The following is a 24,375-nucleotide window of genomic DNA, read 5'->3' as shown; positions in this document are numbered from 1 at the left end:
GCTGTCGCTGCCGCGCAAGGCGCGGGCAGGCTTCTCGAGCGTTAGCTCAAGAAGACAGCCGGGGTGGGGGCGCGTGGATGGGCGCGAGCCAGATTCGGTGTTGGGCGGCTATCTTTTCGATAGCAGGTTGCGCAAGGATGACTCGCGCTGCGGACGATTCAATGCCCGAGGCCACTGGCAGAAGCCAGTGCAGGCACATTCGAATCAGCAGCATCAACACAACAAGGGACTCGCTTCGATCCGCCGGCAGCTTGGAAGCTGCAGGCTGGGGTATTCCGTATCGGTGTTTCGTGGGTGTCGGCTTGACTTGGACGCCTGGTCTGCCACTTTGCGCGATTGCGCGGGGTTTGCAGCTCGGCGCCAAAGCGGCATCGACCTCCCAGCGCCGCCCTGGGTATTTGATGGCAGTGGACTAAACTTCTGTCTAATCAAGCACTTACATGACCGCGCTGGTGAAAAACATTATAGGTGCGAAGCAAGGCCCCGCGGCTGCTCGAAATCCCGCAGGCCGCGAAGCTCCAGGCGAAGCCGGGGCGCCGCCTTCAGCCATCAGATTCCTCACGGTCGACGCCGAATCGGCCGGGCAGCGGCTCGACAACTTCCTTTTTCGCCATCTGAAAGGCGTTCCGAAGACGCACGTCTACCGGATCATCCGGTCGGGCGAGGTGCGCATCAACAAGGGGCGCGTGCAGGCCGAGACCCGGATCGAAGCCGGCGACGTGCTGCGGTTGCCGCCGATCCGGATTTCGGCGCGTGCGGAGGAGGGGGCGGCTCCGCCCGCGCCGGCGCGTGAATTTCCCGTGTTGCTCGAAGACGAGGCCGTGCTGGCTGTCGACAAGCCGGCCGGTGTGGCCGTCCATGGCGGCAGCGGCGTGAGCTTCGGCGTGATCGAACAGCTTCGCACGGCGCGGCCTGCTGCGAAATTCCTGGAGCTGGTGCACCGGCTCGACCGCGAAACCTCCGGCATCCTGCTGGTGGCCAAGAAGCGCAGCGCGCTGGTCGCGCTGCAGGATCAGTTCCGCGAACGCGAGACCGGCAAGACCTATCTGGCGCTGGTCGAAGGCGACTGGCCCGCCAACAAGAAGGTGCTGGATGCGCCCTTGGCGAGATACCTCCTGCCCGACGGCTCCGCAGGCGCGGGCGAGCGCCGTGTGCGCGTGGTCGCCAAGGACCATCCGGACGCCATGCGCGCCGTCACGCTGGTGCGGGTGCTGGCGCAGCTCTCGCTGCCGGGCGAAGCGAAGCCGATGTCGCTGCTCGCAGTGACCATCAAGACCGGCCGCACGCACCAGATCCGTGTTCACCTCGCCTCGGCCGGCCATCCGATCGCGGGCGACGACAAGTACGGCGAATCCGAACGCCAGCGCGCGCTGCAGAAACTGGGCCTCAAACGCATGTTCCTGCACGCCTGGCGACTGCAGTTCAATCACCCGGCCAGCGGCGACCGTGTGGCGCTGCAGGCCGACCTGCCGCCCGAGTTGAACGCGCTGATGCCACCCGCCGCCCTCGAGGCGATGGCCCAACACCCCACACCCCCGGCCCATGACTGAATCCACGAGACCCCTTCGCTTCGACCTGATCGCCTTCGACTGGGACGGCACGCTCTATGACTCCACCCGGCTGATCGTGCGCTGCATCCAGGCTGCGGTGATCGACGTCGGCGGTGCCAAGCCGAGCGAGAACGACGCCGCCTGGGTGATCGGCCTCGGCCTGGCCGAAGCGCTCGCCCGAGCGGCGCCCGACGTGCCGAAGGAAAAGTACCCCGAACTCGGCGCGCGCTACCGCTATCACTACCTGCAGCACCAGGACGACCTCGTGCTGTTCGAAGGCGTGCTGCAGATGCTCGACGCGCTGCGCGCGCGCGGCCACAAGCTGGCCGTGGCCACGGGCAAGTCGCGCCGAGGCCTCAACGAGGCGCTGAAGTCGGTCGCGTTGCGCGACCGTTTCGACGCCTCGCGCACCGCCGACGAGACCTTCGGCAAGCCGCACCCGCGCATGCTGCTGGAGCTGATGGAAGAACTCGACGTGCCGCCGGAGCGCACCCTGATGATCGGCGACACCACGCACGACCTGCAGCTCGCGCAGAACGCCGGCTGTGCCAGCGTGGGGGTGAGCTACGGCGCGCACGAACCCGCCAGCTTCGACGAGTTCAAGCCGCTGCACGTCGCGCACTCGGTGGCTGACCTCGAAGCCTGGCTCCTCGACAACGCCTGAGGACTTCGCCATGAGCGATCAGGAAGAACGCATTCCCCTGTGCAATGCCTCCGACCTGGCCGAAGGCGGCCTGGCCGTGCCTTTCGATGTGGTCTATGGCGGAGAAACCTGTCGCGCCTTCGCGATACGTTTCGAAGGCCAGCCGCATGCGTTCCTCAACAGGTGCAGCCACGTCGCGATGGAACTCGACTTTCAGCCCGACCGTTTCTTCGACGACACAGGCCAGTGGCTGCTGTGCGCGACGCATGGCGCGGTCTACAGGCCCGATACCGGCGAATGCGCGGGCGGCCCATGCCGCGGCGGCCTCGTGAAGATCGCGCTGAGCGAGCATGACGGCGTGGTGCACTGGCATACTGGCTGGAACCTTCACCCCCTGACTTTCTGACATGACCGACCCGAACCGAACCGAACCCGCGGGGTTCGAGCCATTTGAGCCGGCTCCTTCCACGAACATGGCCAAAGATCCCACGCAGCGCCCCGGTTGGGAGCGCGCCACCCTCGAGAAGCTCGCTTTCGCCTCGCTGAACGAACAGAAGGCCGCGCGCCGCTGGAAGACATTCACGCGCCTGGCATGGCTGGCCTTCTTCGTCTTCCTGGCCTGGGTCGCCTTCTCGCGCAGCACGCCGAGCACGGCCAAGACCTCGGCCCACACGGCCGTGGTCGAGATCAAGGGCGAGATCGCCAATGGAGGGGATGCAAGCGCCGAGTTCGTGGTCGCCGCGATGAAGACGGCCTTCGAGGACGAGGGCGCCAAGGGCGTGGTCCTGCTGATCAATTCGCCCGGCGGCAGCCCGGTGCAGGCCGGCATCATCAATGACGAGATCAAGCGCCTGAAGGCCAAGTACAAGAAGCCGGTCTATGCCGTGGTCGAGGAAACCTGTGCCTCGGCGGCCTATTACATTGCCGCCGCGGCGGACAAGATCTACGTCGACAAGGCCAGCATCGTCGGCAGCATCGGCGTGCTGATGGATGGTTTCGGTTTCACCGGCGTGATGGAAAAGGTCGGCGTCGAGCGCCGCCTGCTGACTGCCGGCGAGAACAAGGGCTTCCTCGACCCGTTCAGCCCGATGAGCGACGCGCAGCGTGCACATGCCCAGACGATGCTGAATCAGATCCACACGCAGTTCATCAATGTGGTGAAGGCCGGCCGTGGTGACCGCCTGAAGCTCGACACGCCGGGCCTGTTCAGCGGCCTCTTCTGGAGCGGCGAGCAGGCCGTCGAATACGGCCTGGCCGACCAGCTCGGCAATGTCGACTACGTGGCCCGCGAGGTCATCAAGGCCGAAGAGGTGATCGACTACACGCGTCGCGACAACGTGGCCGAGAAGCTGGCCAAGAAGTTCGGCGCCGCGATGGCCGAGACCACCGTGCGCCTGATGCACACCACTCCGGCCCTGCGTTGATTCTTCCCTATCTGGCTTCGCTGCGGCTGGCGGTGTAGCGCGCCGATGCCGCCAGCGCCGCAGCGAAGACCACGACCACATAGAGCGCGGCCGTCAGCGAGGTGGCCCGCGCCAGCAGCCCGATCACTGCCGGGCCTGCCATGAACCCCAGATAGGCCAGTGCCGAGACCGACGCGATGCCACGCGCGGGCTCGATGCCCGGTACCTTCGCCGAGGCGGAGAACAGGATTGGCACCACGTTCGCGAAACCGACGCCCACGCCGGCGAAGCCGGCCAGCGCGAGCCAGGGCAGGTCGGTGATGAGCACCAGCGCCATGGACACTGCCGCCAGCAAGCCGCTGCCGAGCAGCAGCGCAGCCGGCGAGAAGCGGGCACGCAGCGCATCGCCGCCGAAGCGCGCAGCCGCCATCGCGGCCGAGAAGCTCGCGTAGGCCAGCGCTGCCTGCTGTTGCGGACTGCCGATTTCCTGCTGCATGTAGAGCACGCTCCAGTCGTAGATCGCGCCTTCGGCGATCAGGCCCAGCGCGGCGAGCACGCCCAGCACCGCGAGCGTGCCGCGGGGCAGCAGGAAGCCATGGTCGACTTCGGTCGCACCGCTGGTGGCGGGCCTGGGCAGCATGCGCGTCGAGGCCACGGCGACGAGCAGCACCATCGCGGCCGCGACCATCAGCAAATGCGCCTGCGCGCCCAGCCCGGCCGCCAGTGCGGCGCTGCCGCTGGCGGCACCGGCCATGCCGCCCAGGCTGAACATGCCGTGCATGCCGCTCATCAGCGGCGTGCCGCCGTGCAGTTCCAGCTGCGCCGCCTCGGTGTTGATGGACACGTCGAACACGCTGGTCACGAGGCCGAAGGCGGCCAGCAGGACCAGCAGTGCGGCATAGCCGGGCATGGCGATCAGGCCGGCCAGCAGCAGCGCATAGACGGTGCCGCAGATGCCGGCCATGCGCCGCGGGCCGTTGCGTCCGATCCAGCGGCCCGCGCTGGTCAGGCCGAACATGGCGCCGGCACCGGCCGCGAGCATCGCCAGCCCGAGTTGTGCTTCGTCGATGCCGTAATGCGCCTTGACCGTGGGCACATGCACCCCCCAGGTCGCGAAGATGAAGCCGGCGGCGAAGAATTGCGCGCGCGATGCCCAGCGCGTGGCTGCGGTAATGGCCAGCATGGTCAGCGGCCGATCGCGAACACGGCGGGCAGGCGTTCGTCTGTCGTGGCCTGGGGCTTGGCCGCGCGCCAGGACTTGACCGTCTCGCTGCGCACGTGGGCCGTTGCGAGCGTCAGGCCGCGCGCGACGGCGAGGCGGGTGTTGTGCTGCAGCGTCTGCACGAGGGCCTGCAGTAGCGCGGCGTTGCGATAGGGCGTCTCGATGAAGAGCTGCGTCTGGCCCGACTTCAGCGCCAGCGCCTCCAGCTCGCGGATGCGGGCCTGGCGCTCGCCGGCGTCCTGCGGCAGATAGCCGACGAAGGCGAAGTTCTGGCCATTGAGTCCGCTCGCGGCCAGCGCGAGCAGCAGCGAGACGGGGCCGGTCAGTGGCACAACGACAAGGCCGAGGTCGTGCGCGGCACGCACCACCGACGAGCCCGGGTCGGCCACGGCCGGCATGCCGGCCTCGCTCAGCAGGCCGATGTCGTGGCCTTCGAGCGCAGCGGCCAGCAAGGGGCGAGCGTCGAACTGGCCCGCGTGGTCGCCTTTCTTGTGCACTTCGCGCGGCAGCTCCTGGATGCTCTGCGCCTGCAGGGGGGCGGCCAGCGGCGCGACGGCGTCGATGCGCTTCAGGTAGGCGCGGGCGGATTTCGCGTTTTCGCAGATCCAGTGGGTGATGCCCGCGGCAGTCTGCAGCGTGCCCAGCGGCAGGGCGTCCTGCAACGGAGCTTGCACGTCGCAGCCGAAGTCGAGCGGCGCGGGGACCAGGTAGAGCTTGCCTTTCGTTGGCTGTGTCATAGGAGGTCGACTCCCGCAGCGCGCAGCATCTGGCAGGTTCTTATCAGCGGCAGGCCGACCAGGGCGGTCGGGTCGTCGCTGTCGATGGAATTCAGCAGCGCGATGCCGAGGCCTTCGCTCTTGGCGCTGCCGGCGCAGTCGTAGGGCTGTTCGGCCTGCAGGTAGTACTCGATGGCGGCGTCGCTGAGATCGCGGAACATCACGCGCACGGGCGCGATGTCACGCTGGACGAAGCTCGTGGCCTTGCAGACGACGGCCACGGCTGTCTGGAAGATCAGCGTCTGGCCGCGCATCCGGCGCAGCTGGGCGGTGGCGTGGGCGTGGTCGCCGGGTTTGCCGAGCGCTTCGCCTGCGAGGTCGGCCACCTGGTCGGAGCCGATGACCACGGCTTCCGGGAAGCGGGCGGCCACGGCGTTGGCCTTTTCAAGTGCAAGGCGCACGGCAAGGTCGTGCGGTGTTTCTCCGGGCAGCGGGGTTTCGTCTACTTCCGGCGAGTGAACGTCGAAGGGCAGACGCAGGCGGGTGAGCAATTCGCGGCGGTAGCGCGAGGTAGAGGCGAGGATCACTGTGCGGTGCATGGGAACGATTGTGCGTGAGCCGCCCGAAGCCCTCAGGCTTGTCCCATGCCGGCGGGGCGGCCGGCGCGCTAGACTGGCGCGGATGAAGAGAGAATTCGCCCCCGAACGGCTCAATGTGCCCGGTTTCGCCGCCGCTGGCGCCACGCTGGAAGCTACCGATCCGGTTCCCAGATACGAACGCCTGGTCGCCGAACTGGCGATTCCCGCGCCCGAGGCGGTGGTCCGCTGGACGGCCCACGGCGAGGAGCGTCCCGGCGTGGACGGCAAGGCCACGCCATGGTTGCACCTGGAGGCCGAGGCCGTCGTGCCGCTGGTTTGTCAGCGCTGCCTGTCGCCGGTCGACACCTCGCTCGAAGTGAATCGCTGGTTCCGCTTCGTGGCCAGCGAAGCCGTCGCCGAGTCGGAAGACGAGGAATCCGAAGAAGATTTGCTCGTCGTGAGCCGGGATTTCGACCTGCACGCACTGATCGAGGATGAGCTTCTGATGGAAATTCCTGTCATGCCGACCCACGATGTCTGTCCGACGCCGGTGCAGCTTTCTTCAAGCGACGATGACTTCAATGCGGCGGAAGAAGCCAAGCCGAACCCCTTCGCAGTGCTCGGTGCGTTGCGTTCGCGCAAGCCGGAAGAGGGAAAGTAGCCCTTTCTCCCGGGCTGGGCTATAATCATGGGCTTCGCGCGCGCCGCCGTGAGCAGCGATACACGAAACGACAACAGGGGCATTCCATACATGCCACCGGGTTTCTTGTATTGCCACCGCTTGAGCCCGCATCCAATCACCAACCTTACAGTCCAGGAGCCATCATGGCCGTCCAGCAAAACAAGAAGTCGCCTTCCAAGCGCGGCATGCACCGTTCCCACAATGCGCTGGTCGTTCCCGGCATCGCCGTGGAGCCGACCACCGGCGAAACGCACCTGCGCCACCACATCAGCCCCAACGGTTTCTACCGTGGCCGTCAGGTGCTCAAGAACAAGTCCGAAGCCTGATTTTGCATCCCAAGGCCAAGGCCCGAAGCTACTTTTGCTGTAGCGTCGGGCCTTTGTTTTGATGGCTACGCCTTCTTCTCCCGAAATCACTGCTGCGTCTCCCGCAATCACGCTCGCCGTGGATTGCATGGGGGGCGACCATGGGCCGCGCGTCACGCTCGCGGCCTGCCGCGCATTCCTTGAGCGGCACAGCGAAGCCTCGTTGCTGCTCGTTGGTGCGCCGGCTGCGCTGGCGGGGTTCGCTGCGCATCCACGTGCCCGCATCGTCGCTGCCAGCGAAGTGGTGGGTATGGACGATCCGGTCGAAATCGCGTTGCGCAAGAAGAAGGATTCTTCGATGCGCGTCGCTATCCAGCAGGTCAAGGACGGTGCCGCCCAAGCGGCAGTCTCTGCCGGCAACACCGGCGCCCTCATGGCGATCGCGCGCTACCTGCTCAAGACGCTCGAAGGCATCGATCGCCCGGCGATCGCGCCTCAGCTTCCGAACGCCAAGGGTGGTGCAACGACCGTGCTCGACCTGGGGGCGAACGTCGATTGCGACGCCGAAGACCTGCTCCAGTTCGCCGTGCTCGGCTCGGCCTTGGTGTCTGCGCTGACCGGCAACGAGGCTCCTTCGGTCGGCCTGCTCAATATTGGCGAAGAAGCCATAAAAGGCAGCGAAACGATCAAGAAGGCAAGTCAATTGCTGCGTACGGCTGCCAACTCCAAGGATCTGAATTTCTACGGCAACGTGGAAGGCAACGATATCTTCAAGGGCACGACCGACATCGTCGTCTGTGATGGCTTCGTCGGAAACGTGGCGTTGAAGGCCAGCGAGGGCGTGGCTTCGATGATCGGCGAGTTCATTCGCGTCGAATTCTCGCGAAGCATTTTTACCAAGGTGGCGGCAATTGTTGCTTATCCGGTTCTAAAAGCGTTCAAAAGTCGCCTGGATCATCGTCGCTACAACGGCGCAGCCTTGCTGGGCCTGCGCGGGCTGGTTTTCAAGAGCCATGGCTCGGCTGACGAAGTGGCTTTCGGCCACGCTCTGGATCGCGCTTATGATGCCGCTCGCAACAACCTGCTCGATCGCGTGCGGGCCCGCATCGCCCACGCCGCGCCTTTGCTCGCGCGGCAGGAGCCGGCGGCGCCGGTCGACGCGACAGCCCTTCACGTTTGATGACTCCTTACTCACGCATTACCGGCACCGGCAGCTATCTGCCTCCACGCCGCGTGACCAACGACGATCTCGCCAAGGATCTGGCGACGCGAGGCATTGAAACCTCGGACCAGTGGATCGTCGAGCGCACCGGTATTCACGCCCGGCATTTCGCCGCACCGGATGTCACTAGCAGTGACCTCGGGTTCGAGGCGGCCAGGCACGCTCTGGAAGCTGCCGGCCGCAAGGCCGGCGACGTCGACCTGATCATCGTCGCGACTTCCACGCCCGACATGGTGTTTCCGTCGTCGGCCGCCATCCTCCAGAACAAGCTCGGCATCGCCGGCTGCCCGGCGTTCGACGTCCAGGCGGTCTGCAGCGGTTTTGTCTACGCACTCACCGTTGCCGACGCGATGATCCGCACCGGTACCGCGCGTTGCGCGCTGGTGGTGGGCGCCGAAGTGTTCTCCCGTATTCTCGATTTCAACGACCGCACCACCTGCGTGCTGTTCGGGGATGGCGCGGGCGCGGTGGTGCTCGAAGCCAGCGAAGAGCCCGGCATCCTGGCCAGCGATCTGCATGCGGACGGCAAGCACGTCGGCATTCTTTGTGTGCCGGGTCATGTGTCGGGTGGCAATGTGCTGGGCACGCCGCTGCTGCACATGGACGGCCAGGCCGTCTTCAAGCTCGCAGTCCGCGTGCTGGAAGAGGCGGCGCGCGCCACGCTGGCGAAGGCCGGCAAGGTCGACGCCGACATCGACTGGCTCATTCCGCACCAGGCCAACATCCGCATCATGGAAGGCACTGCGAAGAAGCTGAAGCTTCCGCGCGAGAAGCTGATCGTCACGGTGAACGAGCACGGCAACACTTCCGCCGCTTCGATTCCGCTGGCGCTCGACGAGGCCGTGCGTTCCGGCAAGGTGAAGAAGGGCGAAACGCTCATGCTCGAAGGCGTGGGTGGCGGCTTCACCTGGGGCGCGGTGCTATTGAATCTGTAGTGCGTTGCGGCGCCCGCAAGAGGGTGCCTGCAATGCGAGATGACGCATAGAACAATGAAATCCTTTGCATTTGTCTTTCCGGGACAAGGCTCGCAGGCGGTCGGCATGCTCGACGCCTGGGGCGATCATCCGGCCGTGGCTGAAACGCTGCGCGAAGCATCCGAAGCGCTCGGCGAAGACGTCGGCGCTCTGATCAAGAACGGCCCGAAGGAAGAGCTGGCACTCACCACGAACACCCAACCGGTGATGCTGGTAGCTGGAGTTGCCGCATGGCGTGCCTGGCTGGCCGAGGGCGGTGCGGCGCCTTCCGTCGTGGCGGGACATTCGCTGGGCGAGTATTCGGCGCTGGTGGCTTCGGGCGCGTTGACGCTCGCGCAGGCCGCGCCGCTTGTGCGTTTTCGTGCGCAGGCCATGCAGCAGGCGGTGCCCGTCGGCGTCGGCGCGATGGCTGCGGTGCTCGGCATGGAGTCGGGCAAGGTGGTCGCGGGCTGCGCGGAAGCTACTGCGAGCTTCGGTGCCGGCAGTGCCGAAATCGTCGAAGCGGTGAACTTCAACGACCCCGCGCAGACCGTGATCGCCGGCAGCAAGGCTGCGGTGGACAAGGCCTGCGAGTTGCTGAAGGCCAACGGCGCCAAGCGCGCACTGCTGCTGCCGGTTTCCGCGCCGTTCCATTCGAGCCTGATGAAGCCTGCCGCAGAGGCGCTGCGCGAGAAGCTGGCTTCGATCACGCTGGCGGCGCCGCAGATCCCGGTGCTGAACAACATCGACGTTGCCATCGAAACCGACGCAGACCGCATCCGCGACGCCCTGGTGCGCCAGGCCGCCGGCCCGGTGCGTTGGGTCGAGAGCGTGCAGGCCTTGAAACTGCGAGGGGTAGCCGCCATCATCGAGTGCGGCCCCGGCAAGGTGCTGGCCGGCATGGTGAAGCGCATCGCCCCCGATCTGGAAGCCGCGTCGGTGTACGACCCGGCAACGCTCGCGGACACCCGACAATCGCTCGCCGGCTGACCGGCGCAAGGCTCCCATACTTTTCTTATGAGCATTCCCAAATTCGAAGGGCAGGTTGCCCTGGTCACCGGCGCGACGCGCGGCATCGGCGCGGCGATCGCGCTGGAGCTGGCCCAGCGCGGCCTCAAGGTCGTGGGCACCGGCACCACCGATGACGGCGCGGCCAAGATCACTGCCGCCCTGAGTGCATACGACGGCCGCGGCCGTGCGCTCGACGTCAATGACGGTGCCGCCGTCGAGGCCCTGATCGACGAGATCGTGCAGGCCTACGGCGCTATCCACGTGCTCGTGAACAACGCCGGCATCACGCGCGACACGCTCGCCATGCGCATGAAGGACAGCGACTGGGATGCGGTGCTCGACACCAATCTCAAGGCCGTCTTCTCGCTCTCGCGCGCCGTGATCCGCCCGATGATGAAGCAGCGCTACGGCCGCATCATCAGCATCACCAGCGTGGTCGGCGCCTCCGGCAATGCCGGCCAGGCCAACTACGCGGCCGCCAAGGCTGGCGTCGCGGGCATGACCCGTGCGCTGGCCCGCGAACTGGGCAGTCGCAACATCACCGTCAACTGCGTTGCACCCGGTTTCATCGAGACCGACATGACGGCCAGCCTTCCCGAAGCCCAGCAACAGGCGCTGCTGCAGCAGATCCCCCTGGGCCACCTGGGCAAGCCGGCCGACATCGCGCACGCGGTGGCATACCTCGCATCGCCCCAGGCGTCCTACGTCACGGGGCAGGAGCTGCACGTCAACGGCGGCATGCACATGTAGCCGCAAGGCGCAAGTTTTCTCCGTCCCGGGGGCACGGCAAATGCCACAATGCGCCCGGCTAAAATCCACCGATTACCTACAACCCTCAGAGGGAACCAAATGAGCGATATCGAAGCACGTGTCAAGAAAATCATCGCCGAGCAACTCGGCGTGGAAGAGTCCCAAGTGACGAACGAAAAGGCTTTCGTGGCCGACCTCGGCGCGGACTCTCTCGACACGGTCGAACTCGTGATGGCACTCGAAGACGAATTCGGCATCGAAATTCCCGACGAAGATGCCGAGAAGATCACCACGGTGCAAAACGCCGTCGACTACGCCACCAAGAATCAAAAGGCCTGATAGGCCAGCTGACAACATTGCAACTGCGGCCGGCGGCTTTTCCTTGAACCGCACGCGCCGACAGGCAACTGTTCAGCGCTTCCAGAAAGGTTTGCCGGCATGACCAAACGCCGCGTCGTCGTTACCGGACTCGGTTGCATCGCTCCTGTCGGAAACTCCGTAACCGAGTCCTGGGCCAACCTGTTGGCCGGGAAGTCGGGCATTGCGAACATCACCGCGTTCGATGCAAGCGCCTTCGCCTGCAAGTTCGCAGGTGAGGTCAAGGGTTTCGACATCACCCAATACATCTCGGAGAAAGAAGCGCGTCACATGGACCGCTTCATTCATCTGGGGCTCGCCGCCGCCATCCAGGCGGTGCAGGACAGCGGACTGCCGACCGGCGAAGCGCTGTCCTATGAAGAGGCCGTGCGCATCGGATGCAACATCGGCTCCGGCATCGGCGGCCTGCCGATGATCGAGGAAACGCACGGTGAACTGATGAACCGCGGCCCGCGCCGCGTGTCGCCGTTCTTCGTGCCGGCGTCGATCATCAACATGATCTCGGGCCATGTCTCGATCAAGTACGGCTTCAAGGGCCCGAACATCGCGGTCGTGACCGCCTGCACCACCGGCCTGCATGCCATCGGCACCTCGGCGCGCATGATCGAATACGGCGACGCCGACGTGATGATCGCCGGCGGCGCCGAGTCGACCATTTCCCCCCTCGGCATCGGCGGCTTCACCGCGCCCCGCGCGTTGAGCACCCGCAACGACGATCCCGCAACGGCCTCGCGCCCGTGGGACAAGGACCGCGACGGCTTCGTGCTGGGCGAGGGCGCCGGCGTGCTGGTGCTCGAGGAGTACGAGCGCGCCAAGGCGCGCGGCGCCAAGATCTATGCGGAAGTCGCAGGCTTCGGCCTGACGGGCGATGCATATCACATGACCGCGCCTGACGTCGACGGCCCGCGCCGTTCGATGGCCATGGCGCTGTCGAACGCAGGCGTCAACGCCGACCAGGTGCAGTACCTGAACGCGCACGGCACTTCCACGCAGATCGGCGACGTCAACGAGACCAATGCGGTCAAGCTGGCGTTCGGCGATCACGCGAAGAAGCTCGTCGTCAATTCGACCAAGTCGATGACCGGCCACCTGCTGGGCGGCGCGGGCGGCATCGAGTCGGTGTTCACCGTGATGGCGCTGCACGAGCAGAAGAGCCCGCCGACCATCAACATCTTCAACCAGGATCCGGAGTGCGATCTCGACTACTGCGCCAACGAGGCGCGTGATCTGAAGATCGACGTCGCGGTCAAGAACAACTTCGGCTTCGGCGGCACCAACGGTACGCTGGTGTTCAAGCGCGCTTGAGCATTGCTCTGCCATGCATAGCGCGCCGTCGGTGACCTATCCGGTGGGGCGCTCGCGTGGCGCAACGCGGATTCTTGTTGTCCTGTGGGCCCTTGGGGCCATCTGTGCTGGCGCGTCCTGCTATCTCTTCGATAGCGTCGGATGGCGCCAGTTGCTACTTGTTTTCAGCGTTGCGTTCGCAGGCGTGGCTGCGGGCTTCGGCTTGCGGCAGGAGGGGGCGGGCGTCCTGCATTTCGACGGCCTCTACTGGTCGTTGACGGGTGGCCACGCCAACCGTGCGGTGCATGCAGCCCAGGCATTCGTGGCGCTCGATTTCCAGTCGCTGATGCTGGTGCGGCTCAGTGAGCCAGGGCGCGCCCGGCGCTGGATCTGGATCGAACAGCGGGCCATGCCGGAGCGCTGGCGCGACCTGCGCCGTGCGGTATATTCGCGCCCCCCGTCCGCGGCGCCCGCGGGCGACCCCTGGCGTGCGACGGCCCCGGCCGACGCGCCCTGAACCTCCGTAGATGACCACTTCCCCGCCCGTGCCGCCGGACTCCGGCCCGACCGACGCGTCCGCCGTGGCGCCGCGTCCGGGTGAGGTCGATTTTCAGCTGGTCCAGCGCACCGTTGCCGGGGACCAGAAGGCGTTCGAGCTGCTGGTCATCAAGTACCAGCGCCGCATCGAGCGCCTGATCGGGCGGATGGTGCGTGATGTCGACCTCATCGAAGACATCGCGCAGGAAACCTTCATTCGCGCATACCGAGCCCTCCACCAGTTCCGCGGCGAGGCGCAGTTCTACACCTGGCTCTACCGGATCGCCGTCAACACCGCCAAGAAGGCGCTGGTGGACATGAAGCGCGATCCGACTGTCTCCGAGGCGGCCCTGAGGCCTTCTTCCGAGGACGATGATGAAACTTACCGTCCCGGAAACGAACCAACCACCGACGAAACCCCCGAATCGGTCCTGGCGGCGAACGAAATTGCCGGTGCCGTCGAGGCAGCCATGGAAGCGCTCCCCGCCGAGCTGCGCCAGGCGGTCACGCTGCGTGAAATCGAGGGCATGAGTTACGAAGAGATTGCCGAGGTCATGGATTGCCCTATCGGCACGGTGCGTTCGCGTATTTTCCGGGCGCGTGAGGCCATTTCGGCCAGGGTCAAGCCCTTGCTGGACAACCAGTCCGGCAAGCGTTGGTAAGTAAGCAGGTGAATGAAATGAATCAGACGATGACGGTTCGGGAACAGGTGTCCGCACTTGCGGATGGTCATTTGCAGGGCGAGGCGTTCGCGCAGGCGATCGAAGCGGCCTGCGCCGAAGGCGAATCGCGCACGGCATGGCAGGCTTACCATGTGGTGGGCGACGTGCTGCGTTCCGGTTCTCATGCACCGTGCAGCGATACCTCCGCGTTTTTGGCGCGCTTCCAGCAGCGGTTGGCTGCGGAGCCCGTGATGGCTGTCCCGGCGCCGACGCCGGTCGACGTGCCGGTGGCGGTGCCCGTGCAGCGCAGGGCGGAAGCGGCCAACGAGCCGGTGTTCCGCTGGAAGCTGGTGGCAGGTGCGGCATCGCTGATGGCTGTTGCCGCCATCAGCTGGACTTTGGTTGGCAACGGCACGGCTGTGCCGCAACAAGGCGGTGCGCAACTGGCGTCGGTCCAGCAGCAACAGCAGCCGGCCGTCAACTCGGTGCTGGCAGCGGCCGCAGCCAACGGCCCGCAGGCCGTCAGCAATACGCTGACCCCGACCCGCGTGATCGTGGGTAGCGGCAATCCGCAGGTCATGCTGCGCGATCCCCGCCTCGACCAACTCCTCGAGGCGCACCAGCAGGCTGGTGGCGCCTCGCAAATGCCTTCCGGTTTCCTGCGCAACGCCACTTTCGAAGGGCCGACGCGCTGAGCGCGCGCACCTCCAGCTGCCCGCAATGACCGTTCCGATGCCGATCTCCGCACGCGCCGTCGTGCTTGTGTTCGCTGCCTTTTGCCTGGCACAGGCCGCCACCGCGCAGACCCGCTCGGGTGCTGCGAATGCGAAGAGCGCGACGACGGCGCAGACGGACGAGCCGCCGGCCATGAGCGTGACCGAGTGGCTGCAGCGCATGCACACCGGCGCCAGGCAGCGCAACTACGTGGGCACCTTCGTGGTCTCGGCACCGGGCGGGGACCTGTCGAGCGCGCGCATCTGGCACGTGCGCGACGGCGAGCATCAGATCGAGCGCATCGAGGCCCTGTCGGGGCCGCCGCGCTCGACCTTCCGGCGCAACCGCAACGTCATGACCTTCCTGCCGGAGGCGAAGGTGGTGAAGGTCGAGAAGCGCGAGAACCTCGATCTCTTCCCTAACCTGCCGGACAAGCCCGATCCGTCCATCGGCGATTTCTACGATGTGCGTGCGATCGGCAAGGATCGCGTCGCAGGCTTCGATGCCGACGTGGTGCAGCTGGTGCCCCACGACGGGCTGCGCTTCGGCTACCGGATCTGGAGCGAGCGCCGCTCCGGCCTCGTGGTGAAGCTGCAGACCGTCGACAGCGATTCCCGCGTGGTCGAGCAGTCGGCGTTTTCCGAATTGCAGCTCGATGCGCCGGTGAAGGCGCAGGCGCTCGCGCAGATGATGTCCAACACCTCGGGCTACCGCATCGAAAAGCTGGAGCTCGAGCGCAGCAACGCGCAGGACGAAGGCTGGACCTTGCGCACGCCCGTGGCCGGATTCAAGCCCCGAAGCTTCTTCCGTCGTCCGACGGCGGGCGACGATGGCGGCAAGTCGAAGCAGGATGCGGCCACGGTGCAGTGGACCTTCTCCGACGGCCTGGCCTCGGTGTCGCTCTTCATCGAGCGCTATGACGCGGCGCGTGCGCCCCGCGACGGCGTGCTGACCATCGGCGCGACCAACGCCATCCGCCGACGCCTGCCCGAGCCGGCGAGCGACTGGTGGCTGACTGCGGTGGGCGAGGTGCCGCAGCAGACGCTCAATGCATTTGCGCAGAGCCTCGCGCGCACGCGCTGACAGTTCGAGGTCGCACAAGCGCCAATTGCGCTGAACCAAGCACGCAGCGCAGACTCATAGCACCTGTTTTCAGCCGCTCCGTTCTTTTGAAAGAAAACTGATGAACTTCAAAGTCGAGGGACACAAGTTTCGTTCCGGCCTGCTGGCTTGCGCGCTCGCACTGACTGCCGGCGCCACCTTCCTGCCGGTCGAGCCGGTCCACGCGCAGACGCGCACGCTGCCAGACTTCACCGATCTGGTCGATCAGGTCGGCCCTTCCGTGGTCAACATCCGCACGGTAGAGAAAGTCGTGCAGCGCGGCGGCAACGGCGAGATGGACGAGGAAATGCAGGAGTTCTTCCGCCGCTTCTTCGGTCAGCCGCTGCCGGGCCAGCCGCGTCAGGGGCCGCGCCAGAACCGTCCGCAGCAGCCGCAGGAAGAAGAGCGTCCGCGCGGCGTCGGCTCCGGCTTCATCCTCACGCCCGACGGCTACGTGATGACCAATGCGCACGTGGTCGAAGATGCTTCCGAGGTACTGGTCACGCTGCCCGACAAGCGCGAGTTCAAGGCCAAGATCGTCGGCGCCGACAAGCGCACCGACGTCGCAGTCGTGAAGATCGAGGCCACCGGCCTGCCTGCTGTGAAGGTCGGCGACATTTCCAAGCTGCGTGTCGGCGAATGGGTGATGGCCATCGGCTCGCCCTTCGGCCTCGAGAACACAGTCACCGCGGGCATCGTGAGCGCCAAGCAGCGCGATACCGGCGAATACCTGCCGTTCATCCAGACCGACGTGGCCATCAATCCCGGCAATTCGGGCGGGCCGCTGATCAACATGCGCGGCGAGGTGGTCGGCATCAACAGCCAGATCTACTCGCGTTCGGGCGGCTTCATGGGCATCTCGTTCTCGATCCCGATCGACGAGGCGATTCGTGTGAGCGATCAACTGCGCACCTCGGGCCGCGTCTCGCGTGGCCGCATCGGCGTGCAGATCGACCAGGTCACCAAGGACGTGGCCGAGGCCATCGGCCTGGGCAAGGCGCAGGGCGCGCTGGTGCGCGGCGTCGAGGCCGGATCGCCGGGAGAAAAGGCCGGCGTCGAACCGGGCGACGTCATCACCAAGTTCGACGGCAAGCCCATCGAGAAGCCGAGCGACCTGCCTCGTCTGGTGGGCAACACCAAGCCGGGCACCAAGAGCACGCTCACGGTGTTCCGCCGCGGCGCTTCTCGCGATCTCAGCGTGACCATCGCCGAGATCGAGCCCGACAAGCCCAGCAAGCGCGCGAGCGACCGCGACGAACCGGCGCAAAAGCCGCCAGCATCCGCCGCCGCCAAGTCACTGGGGCTGGCCGTGAGCGATCTCACCGATGCGCAGAAGAAGGAGCTGAAGGTGAAGGGTGGCGTGAAGGTCGATGCCTCCGGCGACGCCGCTGCCCGCGCAGGCCTGCGCGAGGGCGACATCATCATGGCGGTGGGCAATACCGAAGTGTCGAATGCCCGCGAATTCGAGTCCGCCGTCGCCAAGTCCGACAAGAGCAAGCCGCTCAGCGTGCTGTTCCGCCGTGGCGACTGGGCGCAGTACGCGCTGATTCGTCCCGCACGCTGATCCGGCTCGGCGTCAAGTGGCCCCACCCGGCAGTCGGGTTTGGGGCCGTTTTTTTGAGGTGTTTACGACGTTCTGGCGTCGGCCTCCAAAAAAATCAGTGGGCCCGAAAATGCCGAATTTTGTTTGCGATCACTAACTTATAAAGAGGCTAAGGACGGATTTCGGTAGAATAGAGCACCCTCGGCGGCCGGTCGGCGCATAAGGAATGCCCCGACCTTCACCATGCGAGATGTCAGATGGCAGTCCACCGGTGCTCCACAGATCGCCCACAAGTTGTTCAGTAACTGCTCCACCGATCCTGTTGATAACCTGTTCATATCTTTGATGTTGTGGACCTGCAACGACCCCTTTGGACCCTGTTCCCGGATGTACGCGCTTCCCTTTTTGCCTACAATGAAGCTCCAACTACTGCAGTTGCCATTGCTTGTTGGTTCAGGGCGCGTCTCCAGAAGACGCGCCCTTTTTTCTTGCCTGTCGCACTCTGCGTACGAGCCAATTCAAGTACTTAAGCGTTCCCGTTGATGAATCACATCAGAAATTTTTCGATCATTGCGCACATCGACCATGGCAAGTCGACGCTCGCAGACCGTTTGATCCAGCGTTGCGGCGGCCTCGCGGAACGCGAGATGGAAGCGCAGGTTCTCGACTCGATGGACATCGAAAAAGAGCGTGGGATAACCATCAAGGCGCAGACCGCGGCGCTGCACTACAAGGCGCGCGACGGGCAGGTCTACAACCTCAATCTGATCGACACGCCGGGCCATGTCGACTTCTCGTATGAAGTGAGTCGTTCGTTGTCTGCATGCGAAGGCGCGCTGCTCGTCGTCGATGCATCGCAAGGCGTCGAAGCGCAGACGGTGGCCAACTGCTACACCGCGCTCGACCTCGGTGTGGAAGTGGTGCCGGTGCTCAACAAGATCGACCTGCCCAACGCGGATCTCGACAACGCGCGCACCGAAATCGAAGACGTGATCGGCATCGACGCGACCGATGCGATTCCGTGCTCGGCAAAGACCGGCGTGGGTATCGACGACATCCTCGAAGCCATCGTCGCGCGCATGCCCGCGCCGCGCGGCAACCCCGACGGCCCGCTGCGCGCGATGATCGTCGACAGCTGGTTCGACCCGTACGTCGGCGTCGTCATGCTGGTGCGCGTGGTCGACGGCCGTCTCGTGAAGGGCGAGCGCATCAAGATGATGGCTTCGGGCGCGATGTACAACGCCGACAGCGTCGGCGTCTTCACGCCCGCCAACGAACCCCGCAATTCGCTCGAAGCGGGCGAGGTGGGCTACATCATCGCGGGCATCAAGGAGCTGCAGGCGGCCAAGGTCGGCGACACGGTCACGCTGATCAGGCCCGGCACCGGCGGTGCAGCGGCCACGGCCACCGAGGCGCTGCCCGGCTTCAAGGAAATCCAGCCGCAGGTGTTCGCGGGCCTGTACCCCACCGAAGCCAGCGAGTACGACTCGCTGCGCGACGCGCTCGAAAAGCTCAAGCTCAACGATTCGTCGCTGCGCTACGAGCCCGAGGTGAGCCAGGCGCTCGGCTTCGGCTTCCGATGCGGCTTCCTCGGCCTGCTGCACATGGAAATCGTGCAGGAGCGCCTGGAGCGCGAGTTCGACCAGGACCTGATCACGACCGCGCCGAGCGTGGTCTACCAGGTGGTCAAGAACGACGGCGAAGTGATCATGGTCGAGAACCCGTCCAAGATGCCCGACGTCGGCAAGATGGCGGAAATTCGCGAACCGATCGTCACCGTGCATCTCTACATGCCGCAGGAATACGTCGGCGCCGTCATGACGCTGGCCAACCAGAAGCGCGGCGTGCAGATGAACATGGCCTACCACGGCCGCCAGGTCATGCTGACCTACGAGATGCCGCTCGGTGAGATCGTTCTCGACTTCTTCGACAAGCTCAAATCGGTGAGCCGCGGCTACGCCTCGATGGACTACGAGTTCAAGGAGTACCGCGCCTCCGACGTGGTGAAGGTCGACATCCTGCTGAACGGCGAAAAGGTCGACGCGCTGTCGATCATCGTGCACCGCACCCAGTCGCAGTACCGCGGCCGGGCGGTGGTCTCGAAGATGCGCGAGATCATTTCGCGCCAGATGTTCGACGTGGCAATCCAGGCCGCCATCGGGGTCAACATCATTGCGCGTGAGACAATCAAGGCCCTTCGCAAGAACGTTCTGGCGAAGTGCTACGGCGGCGACATCACCCGCAAGAAGAAGCTGCTCGAGAAGCAGAAGGCGGGCAAGAAAAGAATGAAGCAGATCGGTTCCGTCGAGGTCCCGCAAGAGGCCTTCCTCGCCATTCTGCAAGTCGAAGACTGATCACAAAATGGCATTCATCACCTCCCTGGTCCTCGCGGCCTTAGCCGCCTATGTCGGTGCCTGGTACTTCAACGCGATCGAAGGCAACTTCGCCTTGCTGCTGTTCCTGGCCACCGTGATCACGGGCCTGTACTGGCTGGCCGAGCGCTTCTACTTCCTGCCCCGGCGCGAGCAGGCCGCCGCAAAGCTGGAGGCCTCGCTGGCCGACCGCAATGCGCGCCTGGCCGGGCAGGGCATCAAGCAGGTCGACACCGCCGATGCCAAGGCGAGCGAGCGCCTGCTGATGCAGCCTTGGTGGCTCGACTGGACCGCAGGCCTGTTTCCGGTGATCCTGGTGGTGTTCCTGCTGCGCTCGTTCCTCTACGAGCCTTTCAAGATCCCTTCCGGCTCGATGATGCCGACGCTGCTGACCGGCGACCTGATCCTGGTCAACAAGTTCACCTACGGCCTGCGCCTGCCGGTCATCAACACCAAGATCACTGCCGGCACCCCGCTGGCGCGCGGCGACGTGGTGGTGTTCCGCTACCCGCCAAAGCCGAGCATGGACTACATCAAGCGCGTGGTCGGCATTCCCGGCGACGAGATCGCCTACCTGAACAAGAAGCTCACGATCAACGGCCAGCCGGTTTCCAAGACGCCGGCCGCCGACTACCTCGACGGCGAGTCGATGCGCCTGCTCAAGCAGTTCGACGAGAAACTGGGCGACAAGGAGCACAAGATCCTCAACGACGAAACCTCGCCGTCGTTCATTCCCGGTGCCGGCGGCTTCAACTTCCCGGGCATCGAGAACTGCCGCTACTCGGCTGAAGGCGTGGTCTGCAAGGTGCCCGCGGGGAGCTATTTCATGATGGGCGACAACCGCGATAATTCGGCGGACTCGCGTTTCTGGGGCTTCGTGCCGGACAAGAACATCGTGGGCAGGGCATTCTTCGTCTGGATGAACTTCGGCGACCTGGGACGCATCGGTCCGTTTCAATAAGCATTCATCTGCAAGCATAGTTCGAGGGGTATGAGGGCATGAGAACACATCGGTCCGTTCGCAGCAGGGCTGCGCAGCAACGTGGCATTTCGTTCATCGGCTTGGTGTTCGTCGCCGCCGTGCTCGGATGCCTGGGCGTGGTCATCGCGCAGGTCATTCCGACGCTGATCGAGTGGCAGGCCATCGACAAGGCCGTCAACAAGGCCAAGGAAGGCACGACCGTGCCCGAGGTGCGCGCCATCTTCGATCGCGCCCAGGCCATCGACGACTTCAAGTCGGTCAGCGGCAAGGACCTCGAGATCAAGAAGGTCGGCGACAAGGTGGTCGTGTCGTACTCGTACGAGCGCGAGATTCCCCTGTTCGGCCCGGCCTACCTGACGCTCAAGTACAAGGGCGAATCCCGCTGAACACGGCTCCCAAAAAGGTGGACGGCAGCCTCGCCGCGTTGCAGGCACGCCTGCAGCACACCTTCTCCGACCCGCGGCTGCTGCAGCTCGCGCTCACGCACCGCAGCTTCTCGGCCGACCACAACGAGCGCCTCGAATTCCTTGGCGACTCGGTGCTGAACCTGGCGGTCTCGCACCTGCTCTACATGCGCCTGTCGGCCCTGCCCGAAGGCGACCTGTCGCGCGTGCGGGCCAATCTCGTCAAGCAGGACACCCTGCATCGCCTGGCGGTGGGGCTGGCGCTGTCGCCGCTGCTGCGGCTCGGTGAGGGCGAGGCCCGCTCGGGCGGCCCGAACCGGCCGTCGATCCTGGCGGACGCGCTCGAGGCGCTGATCGGCGCGGTGTATCTCGATGCCGGCTTTGCCGCCGCCCAGGCGCTGGTGCACCGGCTCTACGAGTCGGTGGAGATCAACCCGCGCATGGAGGCTGCGGCCAAGGATCCCAAGACCGAATTGCAGGAATGGCTGCAGGGTCACAAAATGAAGCTGCCGGTGTACCGCGTGGCCGCCACATTGGGCGCGGCACACAAGCAGACTTTCGATGTCGAGTGCGAAGTGCCCGAGCTGGGCTTTCGCGAACGCGGCATCGGCGGCTCGCGCCGCGCCGGCGAGCAGGCGGCGGCCGCTGCCATGTTGATCCGGCTCAAGGCACGCGGCGCCGCGTGAAATCACAATGAACGATGCTATCAATCCCGTAGCGGAACCCGAAGACGCCGCCAGCGGCGAGGGTGCCGCTGGTCCCCAGCACTGCGGCCTCATCGCCATCGTCGGCAAGCCCAACGTGGGCAAGTCGACGCTGCTCAATGCGCTGGTCGGCCAGAAGATCAGCATCACCTCGCGCAAGGCGCAGACCACGCGCCACCGCATCACCGGCATGCGCACGCTGGGCGCCACGCAGTTCGTGTTCGTCGACACGCCGGGCTTCCAGACCCTGCACGCCAACGCGCTGAACAAGTCGCTCAACAAGACCGTGCAGGGCGCGGTCGGCGACGTGGACCTGATCCTGTTCGTGGTCGAGGCGGGCAGCTTCACCCAGGCCGACGAGCGCGTGCTCAAGCTGCTCGGCAAGGGCATCCCGACCGTGCTGCTGGCCAACAAGCTCGACAACGTGCACCGCCGCGGCGACATCGCGCCCTGGCTCAAGAGCATGCAGGAGAAGCACGAGTTCGCCGAGTTCGTGCCGATGTCCGCCAAGAACCCGAAGGACGTCGAGCGCCTGTTCGGCATCTGCGAGAAGTACCTGCCCGAACAGCCCTGGTTCTACGACGAGGACGAACTGACCGACCGCAGCGAGAAGTTCCTCGCTGGCGAGCTGGTGCGCGAGAAACTGTTCCGCCTTACCGGCGACGAGCTGCCCTACACCTCGACCGTCGTCATCGACAAGTTCGACGAGGAACCGCCCCAGAAGAAGGGCCAGAAGCGCCTGCTGCGCATCGCCGCCACCATCGTGGTCGAGCGCGACGGCCACAAGGCCATGGTGATCGGCGACAAGGGCGAGCGCATCAAGCGCATCGGCATGGAAACCCGCGTCGAGCTCGAGAAACTGGCCGACGCCAAGGTGTTCCTCGAGCTGTGGGTGAAGGTGCGTTCGGGCTGGGCCGACGACGAAGCCCGCGTGCGCTCGTTCGGCTATGAATAAGCAAACCCCCAGGCTCGCTCGCTTCGCGTAGCCGCCAACCCTCTTGCTTGGGGGCAACGCCTGCGGCTTGGCAAAGCCGGTTCCGCGGCGTTTGCCGGCCTCAAACCTCGATGCCTCATTGCGCTCTGACATGGCCACCCACCGCGTTTCGCACGAGCCGGCTTACGTCCTCCACCGCTACGACTGGAGCGAGTCGAGCCTGATCCTCGAAGTCTTCACCCGCCACCACGGGCGCATCGCGCTCGTGGCCAAGGGTGCGAAGCGGCCGAGCTCCAACTTCCGGCCGGTGTTGCTGCCGCTGCAGCCCCTGCAGCTCAACTACGGCGGCGACGCCGAGATCCGCACGCTCAAGGGCGCTGAATGGATGGGCGGGCACGTCATGCCGACCGGCGAGGCGCTGCTGTCGGGCTACTACGTCAACGAGCTGCTGCTGCGCCTGCTGGCGCGCGACGATGCCCATGAGGCGCTGTTCGACGCCTACGCCGGGGTCGTGCAGGTGCTTGCAAGCGAGCACGCCGGCGCCCAGGCCGCGACCCAGGCGGCCGCGCTGCGCGCCTTCGAACTGCTGCTGCTGCGCGGAGTCGGCCTGCTGCCCTCGCTCGATGCCCAGACCCTCACGCTGGAGCCGCTCGCTGGCGAAGAGCGCTACAGCCTCGTTCCCGAGGCGGGCCTGCGCCAGGCCGGCGATGACGAGGCTGCGCTGACCGGTGCCGACTGGCAGGCCCTGCAGGCCGTTCTGGACGACAGGGCCCCATTTACCGCCACGTTGCGTGAAATTGCCACCATGAACGCCGGCAGCAACAGTGCCCTGCGAAACCAGCTGCGCGCGCTGCTCAACTACCATTGCGGCGTGTCCACGCTGCGTACGCGGCAAATGATGAGAGACCTGCAAGCACTATGAGCACTCCGGGCCAAGCCGGCACCACCGCCGCCACCTCGCTGTCCGTCAACCTCAACAAGGTCGCCCTGGTGCGCAATACGCGCCATCTGGGCATTCCAAGCGTGGTGAAGGCCGCCCAGGCCTGCCTGGCTGCCGGCGCACACGGCATCACCGTGCATCCTCGCCCGGACGCCCGTCACATCCGCGCGCACGACGTGAGCGACCTTTCCGCGCTGCTCGCAAAAGATTGGCCGGGCATCGAGTTCAACATCGAGGGCAATCCCTTCCAGAACCTGATGGACTTCGTGCGTACGCTGAAGCCGCACCAGGCCACCTTCGTGCCCGACAGCGAGACCCAGTCGACCAGCGACCACGGCTGGACCTTTCCCGACGACGCCGAGCGCCTGCGTCCGCTGATCGCCGAAGCCAAGGCGCTGGGCGTGCGCGTCAGCCTGTTCATGGACCCGATCCCCGAGATGATGGCTGCGGTCAAGGCCGTGGGCGCCGACCGCGTCGAGCTCTACACCGAAGGCTATGCCGCATCGCGCGGCACCCCGAACGGGCAGGCCGTTCTCCAGCGCTATGTCGACACGGCGCGCGCGGCCCATGCCGCGGGCCTGGGCATCAATGCCGGCCACGACCTGAGCCGCGACAACCTGACGGCTTTCCTGCGCGCCGTGCCCGGCGTGCAGGAAGTCTCGATCGGCCATGCCTTCGTGGCGGATGCGCTGGAGCTCGGCTACACGGCCACCACGCGCGACTACCTGCGCTGCATCGCCGAGGCGCAGCAGCAACAGCAGCAGCAGCAACAATGAACGCTGGCG

General features: G+C 65.6%; 27 protein-coding genes. 24 read left to right on the top strand and 3 right to left on the bottom strand.

Annotated elements, in window-relative coordinates; genetic code table 11:
- The first annotated feature begins 452 nt into the window (after positions 1-452).
- Genes EJO71_RS05330 through EJO71_RS05315 form a run of 4 tightly spaced genes read left to right on the top strand, consistent with a single transcriptional unit; the run spans position 453 to position 3,617 of the window.
- Positions 453-1,550, top strand: coding sequence for an RluA family pseudouridine synthase (locus EJO71_RS05330; protein ID WP_125947800.1), 1,098 nt, complete (start codon positions 453-455; stop codon positions 1,548-1,550).
- Positions 1,543-2,214 (top strand): HAD-IIIA family hydrolase, encoded by a 672-nt coding sequence (locus tag EJO71_RS05325; protein ID WP_125947801.1) that lies wholly within the window; start codon positions 1,543-1,545, stop codon positions 2,212-2,214. The genes EJO71_RS05330 and EJO71_RS05325 overlap by 8 nt, the downstream gene beginning before the upstream one ends.
- A 10-nt stretch (positions 2,215-2,224) precedes the next feature.
- Positions 2,225-2,599, top strand: a complete 375-nt coding sequence (locus EJO71_RS05320) for a Rieske 2Fe-2S domain-containing protein (protein WP_125947802.1) — start codon at positions 2,225-2,227, stop codon at positions 2,597-2,599.
- Position 2,600: 1 nt separating this feature from the next.
- Positions 2,601-3,617 (top strand): S49 family peptidase, encoded by a 1,017-nt coding sequence (locus EJO71_RS05315; RefSeq protein WP_125947803.1) that lies wholly within the window; start codon positions 2,601-2,603, stop codon positions 3,615-3,617.
- Positions 3,618-3,624: 7 nt separating this feature from the next.
- On the opposite strand, the gene EJO71_RS05310 is transcribed toward EJO71_RS05315, so the two are convergent.
- The 3 genes from EJO71_RS05310 to EJO71_RS05300 are packed head-to-tail and all read right to left on the bottom strand — an operon-like array spanning position 3,625 to position 6,133.
- Positions 3,625-4,779 carry an MFS transporter gene (locus EJO71_RS05310; RefSeq protein ID WP_125947804.1) on the bottom strand — a complete coding sequence of 385 codons (1,155 nt, stop codon included), beginning with the start codon at positions 4,777-4,779 and terminating at the stop codon, positions 3,625-3,627.
- Between the two features lie 2 nt (positions 4,780-4,781).
- A complete protein-coding gene (locus EJO71_RS05305) occupies positions 4,782-5,555 on the bottom strand; it encodes an SAM-dependent methyltransferase (RefSeq protein ID WP_125947805.1) in 774 nt (257 codons plus the stop codon).
- Positions 5,552-6,133, bottom strand: a complete 582-nt coding sequence (locus tag EJO71_RS05300) for a Maf family nucleotide pyrophosphatase (RefSeq protein ID WP_125947806.1) — start codon at positions 6,131-6,133, stop codon at positions 5,552-5,554. The genes EJO71_RS05305 and EJO71_RS05300 overlap by 4 nt, the downstream gene beginning before the upstream one ends.
- Before the next feature lie 82 nt (positions 6,134-6,215).
- On the opposite strand from EJO71_RS05300, the gene EJO71_RS05295 reads away from it, so the two are divergent.
- From EJO71_RS05295 to EJO71_RS05200, 20 genes are all read left to right on the top strand, one after another.
- Positions 6,216-6,773, top strand: a complete 558-nt coding sequence (locus EJO71_RS05295) for a DUF177 domain-containing protein (protein ID WP_125947807.1) — start codon at positions 6,216-6,218, stop codon at positions 6,771-6,773.
- A 164-nt stretch (positions 6,774-6,937) separates the two neighbouring features.
- The gene (rpmF, locus tag EJO71_RS05290; protein ID WP_007830466.1) at positions 6,938-7,120 is read left to right on the top strand and encodes a 50S ribosomal protein L32; all 183 of its coding nucleotides are present in this window, start codon (positions 6,938-6,940) and stop codon (positions 7,118-7,120) included.
- Positions 7,121-7,181: 61 nt separating this feature from the next.
- Entirely contained in the window at positions 7,182-8,279 is a 1,098-nt protein-coding gene (plsX, locus tag EJO71_RS05285; RefSeq protein ID WP_125947808.1) for a phosphate acyltransferase PlsX, read from the top strand.
- Positions 8,279-9,256, top strand: coding sequence for a beta-ketoacyl-ACP synthase III (locus tag EJO71_RS05280; RefSeq protein ID WP_125947809.1), 978 nt, complete (start codon positions 8,279-8,281; stop codon positions 9,254-9,256). The genes plsX and EJO71_RS05280 overlap by 1 nt, the downstream gene beginning before the upstream one ends.
- 54 nt (positions 9,257-9,310) lie before the next feature.
- Positions 9,311-10,264, top strand: a complete 954-nt coding sequence (gene fabD / locus EJO71_RS05275) for an ACP S-malonyltransferase (protein ID WP_125947810.1) — start codon at positions 9,311-9,313, stop codon at positions 10,262-10,264.
- Between the two features lie 27 nt (positions 10,265-10,291).
- The gene (fabG, locus tag EJO71_RS05270; protein WP_093205043.1) at positions 10,292-11,035 is read left to right on the top strand and encodes a 3-oxoacyl-ACP reductase FabG; all 744 of its coding nucleotides are present in this window, start codon (positions 10,292-10,294) and stop codon (positions 11,033-11,035) included.
- A 99-nt stretch (positions 11,036-11,134) separates the two neighbouring features.
- Positions 11,135-11,374: an acyl carrier protein gene (gene acpP, locus EJO71_RS05265; protein ID WP_007830471.1), complete on the top strand. Its 240-nt coding sequence runs from the start codon at positions 11,135-11,137 to the stop codon at positions 11,372-11,374.
- 99 nt (positions 11,375-11,473) lie between these two features.
- Positions 11,474-12,718 carry a beta-ketoacyl-ACP synthase II gene (fabF, locus tag EJO71_RS05260; RefSeq protein ID WP_125947811.1) on the top strand — a complete coding sequence of 415 codons (1,245 nt, stop codon included), beginning with the start codon at positions 11,474-11,476 and terminating at the stop codon, positions 12,716-12,718.
- A gap of 13 nt (positions 12,719-12,731) precedes the next feature.
- On the top strand, positions 12,732-13,214 hold the full coding sequence (locus EJO71_RS05255; protein WP_125947812.1) for a hypothetical protein: 483 nt from the start codon (positions 12,732-12,734) through the stop codon (positions 13,212-13,214).
- Between the two features lie 10 nt (positions 13,215-13,224).
- The gene (gene rpoE, locus EJO71_RS05250) at positions 13,225-13,896 is read left to right on the top strand and encodes an RNA polymerase sigma factor RpoE (RefSeq protein WP_125947813.1); all 672 of its coding nucleotides are present in this window, start codon (positions 13,225-13,227) and stop codon (positions 13,894-13,896) included.
- Positions 13,897-13,913: 17 nt separating this feature from the next.
- The gene (locus EJO71_RS05245; protein ID WP_125947814.1) at positions 13,914-14,591 is read left to right on the top strand and encodes a sigma-E factor negative regulatory protein; all 678 of its coding nucleotides are present in this window, start codon (positions 13,914-13,916) and stop codon (positions 14,589-14,591) included.
- A 25-nt stretch (positions 14,592-14,616) separates the two neighbouring features.
- Positions 14,617-15,693, top strand: coding sequence for a MucB/RseB C-terminal domain-containing protein (locus EJO71_RS05240; RefSeq protein ID WP_125947815.1), 1,077 nt, complete (start codon positions 14,617-14,619; stop codon positions 15,691-15,693).
- A gap of 100 nt (positions 15,694-15,793) precedes the next feature.
- Positions 15,794-17,275 (top strand): DegQ family serine endoprotease, encoded by a 1,482-nt coding sequence (locus tag EJO71_RS05235; RefSeq protein WP_125947816.1) that lies wholly within the window; start codon positions 15,794-15,796, stop codon positions 17,273-17,275.
- A gap of 521 nt (positions 17,276-17,796) precedes the next feature.
- Positions 17,797-19,608, top strand: a complete 1,812-nt coding sequence (gene lepA, locus EJO71_RS05230) for a translation elongation factor 4 (RefSeq protein ID WP_125947817.1) — start codon at positions 17,797-17,799, stop codon at positions 19,606-19,608.
- Between the two features lie 7 nt (positions 19,609-19,615).
- Positions 19,616-20,587, top strand: a complete 972-nt coding sequence (lepB, locus tag EJO71_RS05225) for a signal peptidase I (RefSeq protein WP_125947818.1) — start codon at positions 19,616-19,618, stop codon at positions 20,585-20,587.
- Between the two features lie 38 nt (positions 20,588-20,625).
- Positions 20,626-20,994: a DUF4845 domain-containing protein gene (locus EJO71_RS05220; RefSeq protein WP_125947819.1), complete on the top strand. Its 369-nt coding sequence runs from the start codon at positions 20,626-20,628 to the stop codon at positions 20,992-20,994.
- Positions 20,995-21,011: 17 nt separating this feature from the next.
- The gene (gene rnc / locus EJO71_RS05215) at positions 21,012-21,698 is read left to right on the top strand and encodes a ribonuclease III (protein WP_093205016.1); all 687 of its coding nucleotides are present in this window, start codon (positions 21,012-21,014) and stop codon (positions 21,696-21,698) included.
- Between the two features lie 7 nt (positions 21,699-21,705).
- Positions 21,706-22,671 carry a GTPase Era gene (era, locus tag EJO71_RS05210; protein ID WP_125947820.1) on the top strand — a complete coding sequence of 322 codons (966 nt, stop codon included), beginning with the start codon at positions 21,706-21,708 and terminating at the stop codon, positions 22,669-22,671.
- A gap of 130 nt (positions 22,672-22,801) precedes the next feature.
- Positions 22,802-23,572, top strand: a complete 771-nt coding sequence (gene recO / locus EJO71_RS05205) for a DNA repair protein RecO (protein ID WP_125947821.1) — start codon at positions 22,802-22,804, stop codon at positions 23,570-23,572.
- A complete protein-coding gene (locus EJO71_RS05200) occupies positions 23,569-24,366 on the top strand; it encodes a pyridoxine 5'-phosphate synthase (RefSeq protein ID WP_125947822.1) in 798 nt (265 codons plus the stop codon). Before recO ends, EJO71_RS05200 begins: the two co-directional genes overlap by 4 nt.
- The last annotated feature ends 9 nt before the right edge of the window (positions 24,367-24,375 follow it).

The organism is Variovorax sp. 679 (assembly GCF_003952185.1).
Lineage (GTDB): Bacteria > Pseudomonadota > Gammaproteobacteria > Burkholderiales > Burkholderiaceae_C > Variovorax.
This window is presented reverse-complemented; position numbering and strand designations above follow the sequence as displayed.

Coding starts and splice junctions, on each gene's coding strand:
- EJO71_RS05325 (WP_125947801.1), top strand. CDS start 1,543: ATGACTGAATCCACGAGACCCCTTCGCTTCGACCTGATCGCCTTCGAC.
- EJO71_RS05320 (WP_125947802.1), top strand. CDS start 2,225: ATGAGCGATCAGGAAGAACGCATTCCCCTGTGCAATGCCTCCGACCTG.
- EJO71_RS05315 (WP_125947803.1), top strand. CDS start 2,601: ATGACCGACCCGAACCGAACCGAACCCGCGGGGTTCGAGCCATTTGAG.
- EJO71_RS05310 (WP_125947804.1), bottom strand. CDS start 4,779: ATGCTGGCCATTACCGCAGCCACGCGCTGGGCATCGCGCGCGCAATTC.
- EJO71_RS05305 (WP_125947805.1), bottom strand. CDS start 5,555: ATGACACAGCCAACGAAAGGCAAGCTCTACCTGGTCCCCGCGCCGCTC.
- EJO71_RS05300 (WP_125947806.1), bottom strand. CDS start 6,133: ATGCACCGCACAGTGATCCTCGCCTCTACCTCGCGCTACCGCCGCGAA.
- EJO71_RS05295 (WP_125947807.1), top strand. CDS start 6,216: ATGAAGAGAGAATTCGCCCCCGAACGGCTCAATGTGCCCGGTTTCGCC.
- rpmF (WP_007830466.1), top strand. CDS start 6,938: ATGGCCGTCCAGCAAAACAAGAAGTCGCCTTCCAAGCGCGGCATGCAC.
- plsX (WP_125947808.1), top strand. CDS start 7,182: ATGGCTACGCCTTCTTCTCCCGAAATCACTGCTGCGTCTCCCGCAATC.
- EJO71_RS05280 (WP_125947809.1), top strand. CDS start 8,279: ATGACTCCTTACTCACGCATTACCGGCACCGGCAGCTATCTGCCTCCA.
- fabD (WP_125947810.1), top strand. CDS start 9,311: ATGAAATCCTTTGCATTTGTCTTTCCGGGACAAGGCTCGCAGGCGGTC.
- fabG (WP_093205043.1), top strand. CDS start 10,292: ATGAGCATTCCCAAATTCGAAGGGCAGGTTGCCCTGGTCACCGGCGCG.
- acpP (WP_007830471.1), top strand. CDS start 11,135: ATGAGCGATATCGAAGCACGTGTCAAGAAAATCATCGCCGAGCAACTC.
- fabF (WP_125947811.1), top strand. CDS start 11,474: ATGACCAAACGCCGCGTCGTCGTTACCGGACTCGGTTGCATCGCTCCT.
- EJO71_RS05255 (WP_125947812.1), top strand. CDS start 12,732: ATGCATAGCGCGCCGTCGGTGACCTATCCGGTGGGGCGCTCGCGTGGC.
- rpoE (WP_125947813.1), top strand. CDS start 13,225: ATGACCACTTCCCCGCCCGTGCCGCCGGACTCCGGCCCGACCGACGCG.
- EJO71_RS05245 (WP_125947814.1), top strand. CDS start 13,914: ATGAATCAGACGATGACGGTTCGGGAACAGGTGTCCGCACTTGCGGAT.
- EJO71_RS05240 (WP_125947815.1), top strand. CDS start 14,617: ATGACCGTTCCGATGCCGATCTCCGCACGCGCCGTCGTGCTTGTGTTC.
- EJO71_RS05235 (WP_125947816.1), top strand. CDS start 15,794: ATGAACTTCAAAGTCGAGGGACACAAGTTTCGTTCCGGCCTGCTGGCT.
- lepA (WP_125947817.1), top strand. CDS start 17,797: ATGAATCACATCAGAAATTTTTCGATCATTGCGCACATCGACCATGGC.
- lepB (WP_125947818.1), top strand. CDS start 19,616: ATGGCATTCATCACCTCCCTGGTCCTCGCGGCCTTAGCCGCCTATGTC.
- EJO71_RS05220 (WP_125947819.1), top strand. CDS start 20,626: ATGAGAACACATCGGTCCGTTCGCAGCAGGGCTGCGCAGCAACGTGGC.
- era (WP_125947820.1), top strand. CDS start 21,706: ATGAACGATGCTATCAATCCCGTAGCGGAACCCGAAGACGCCGCCAGC.
- recO (WP_125947821.1), top strand. CDS start 22,802: ATGGCCACCCACCGCGTTTCGCACGAGCCGGCTTACGTCCTCCACCGC.
- EJO71_RS05200 (WP_125947822.1), top strand. CDS start 23,569: ATGAGCACTCCGGGCCAAGCCGGCACCACCGCCGCCACCTCGCTGTCC.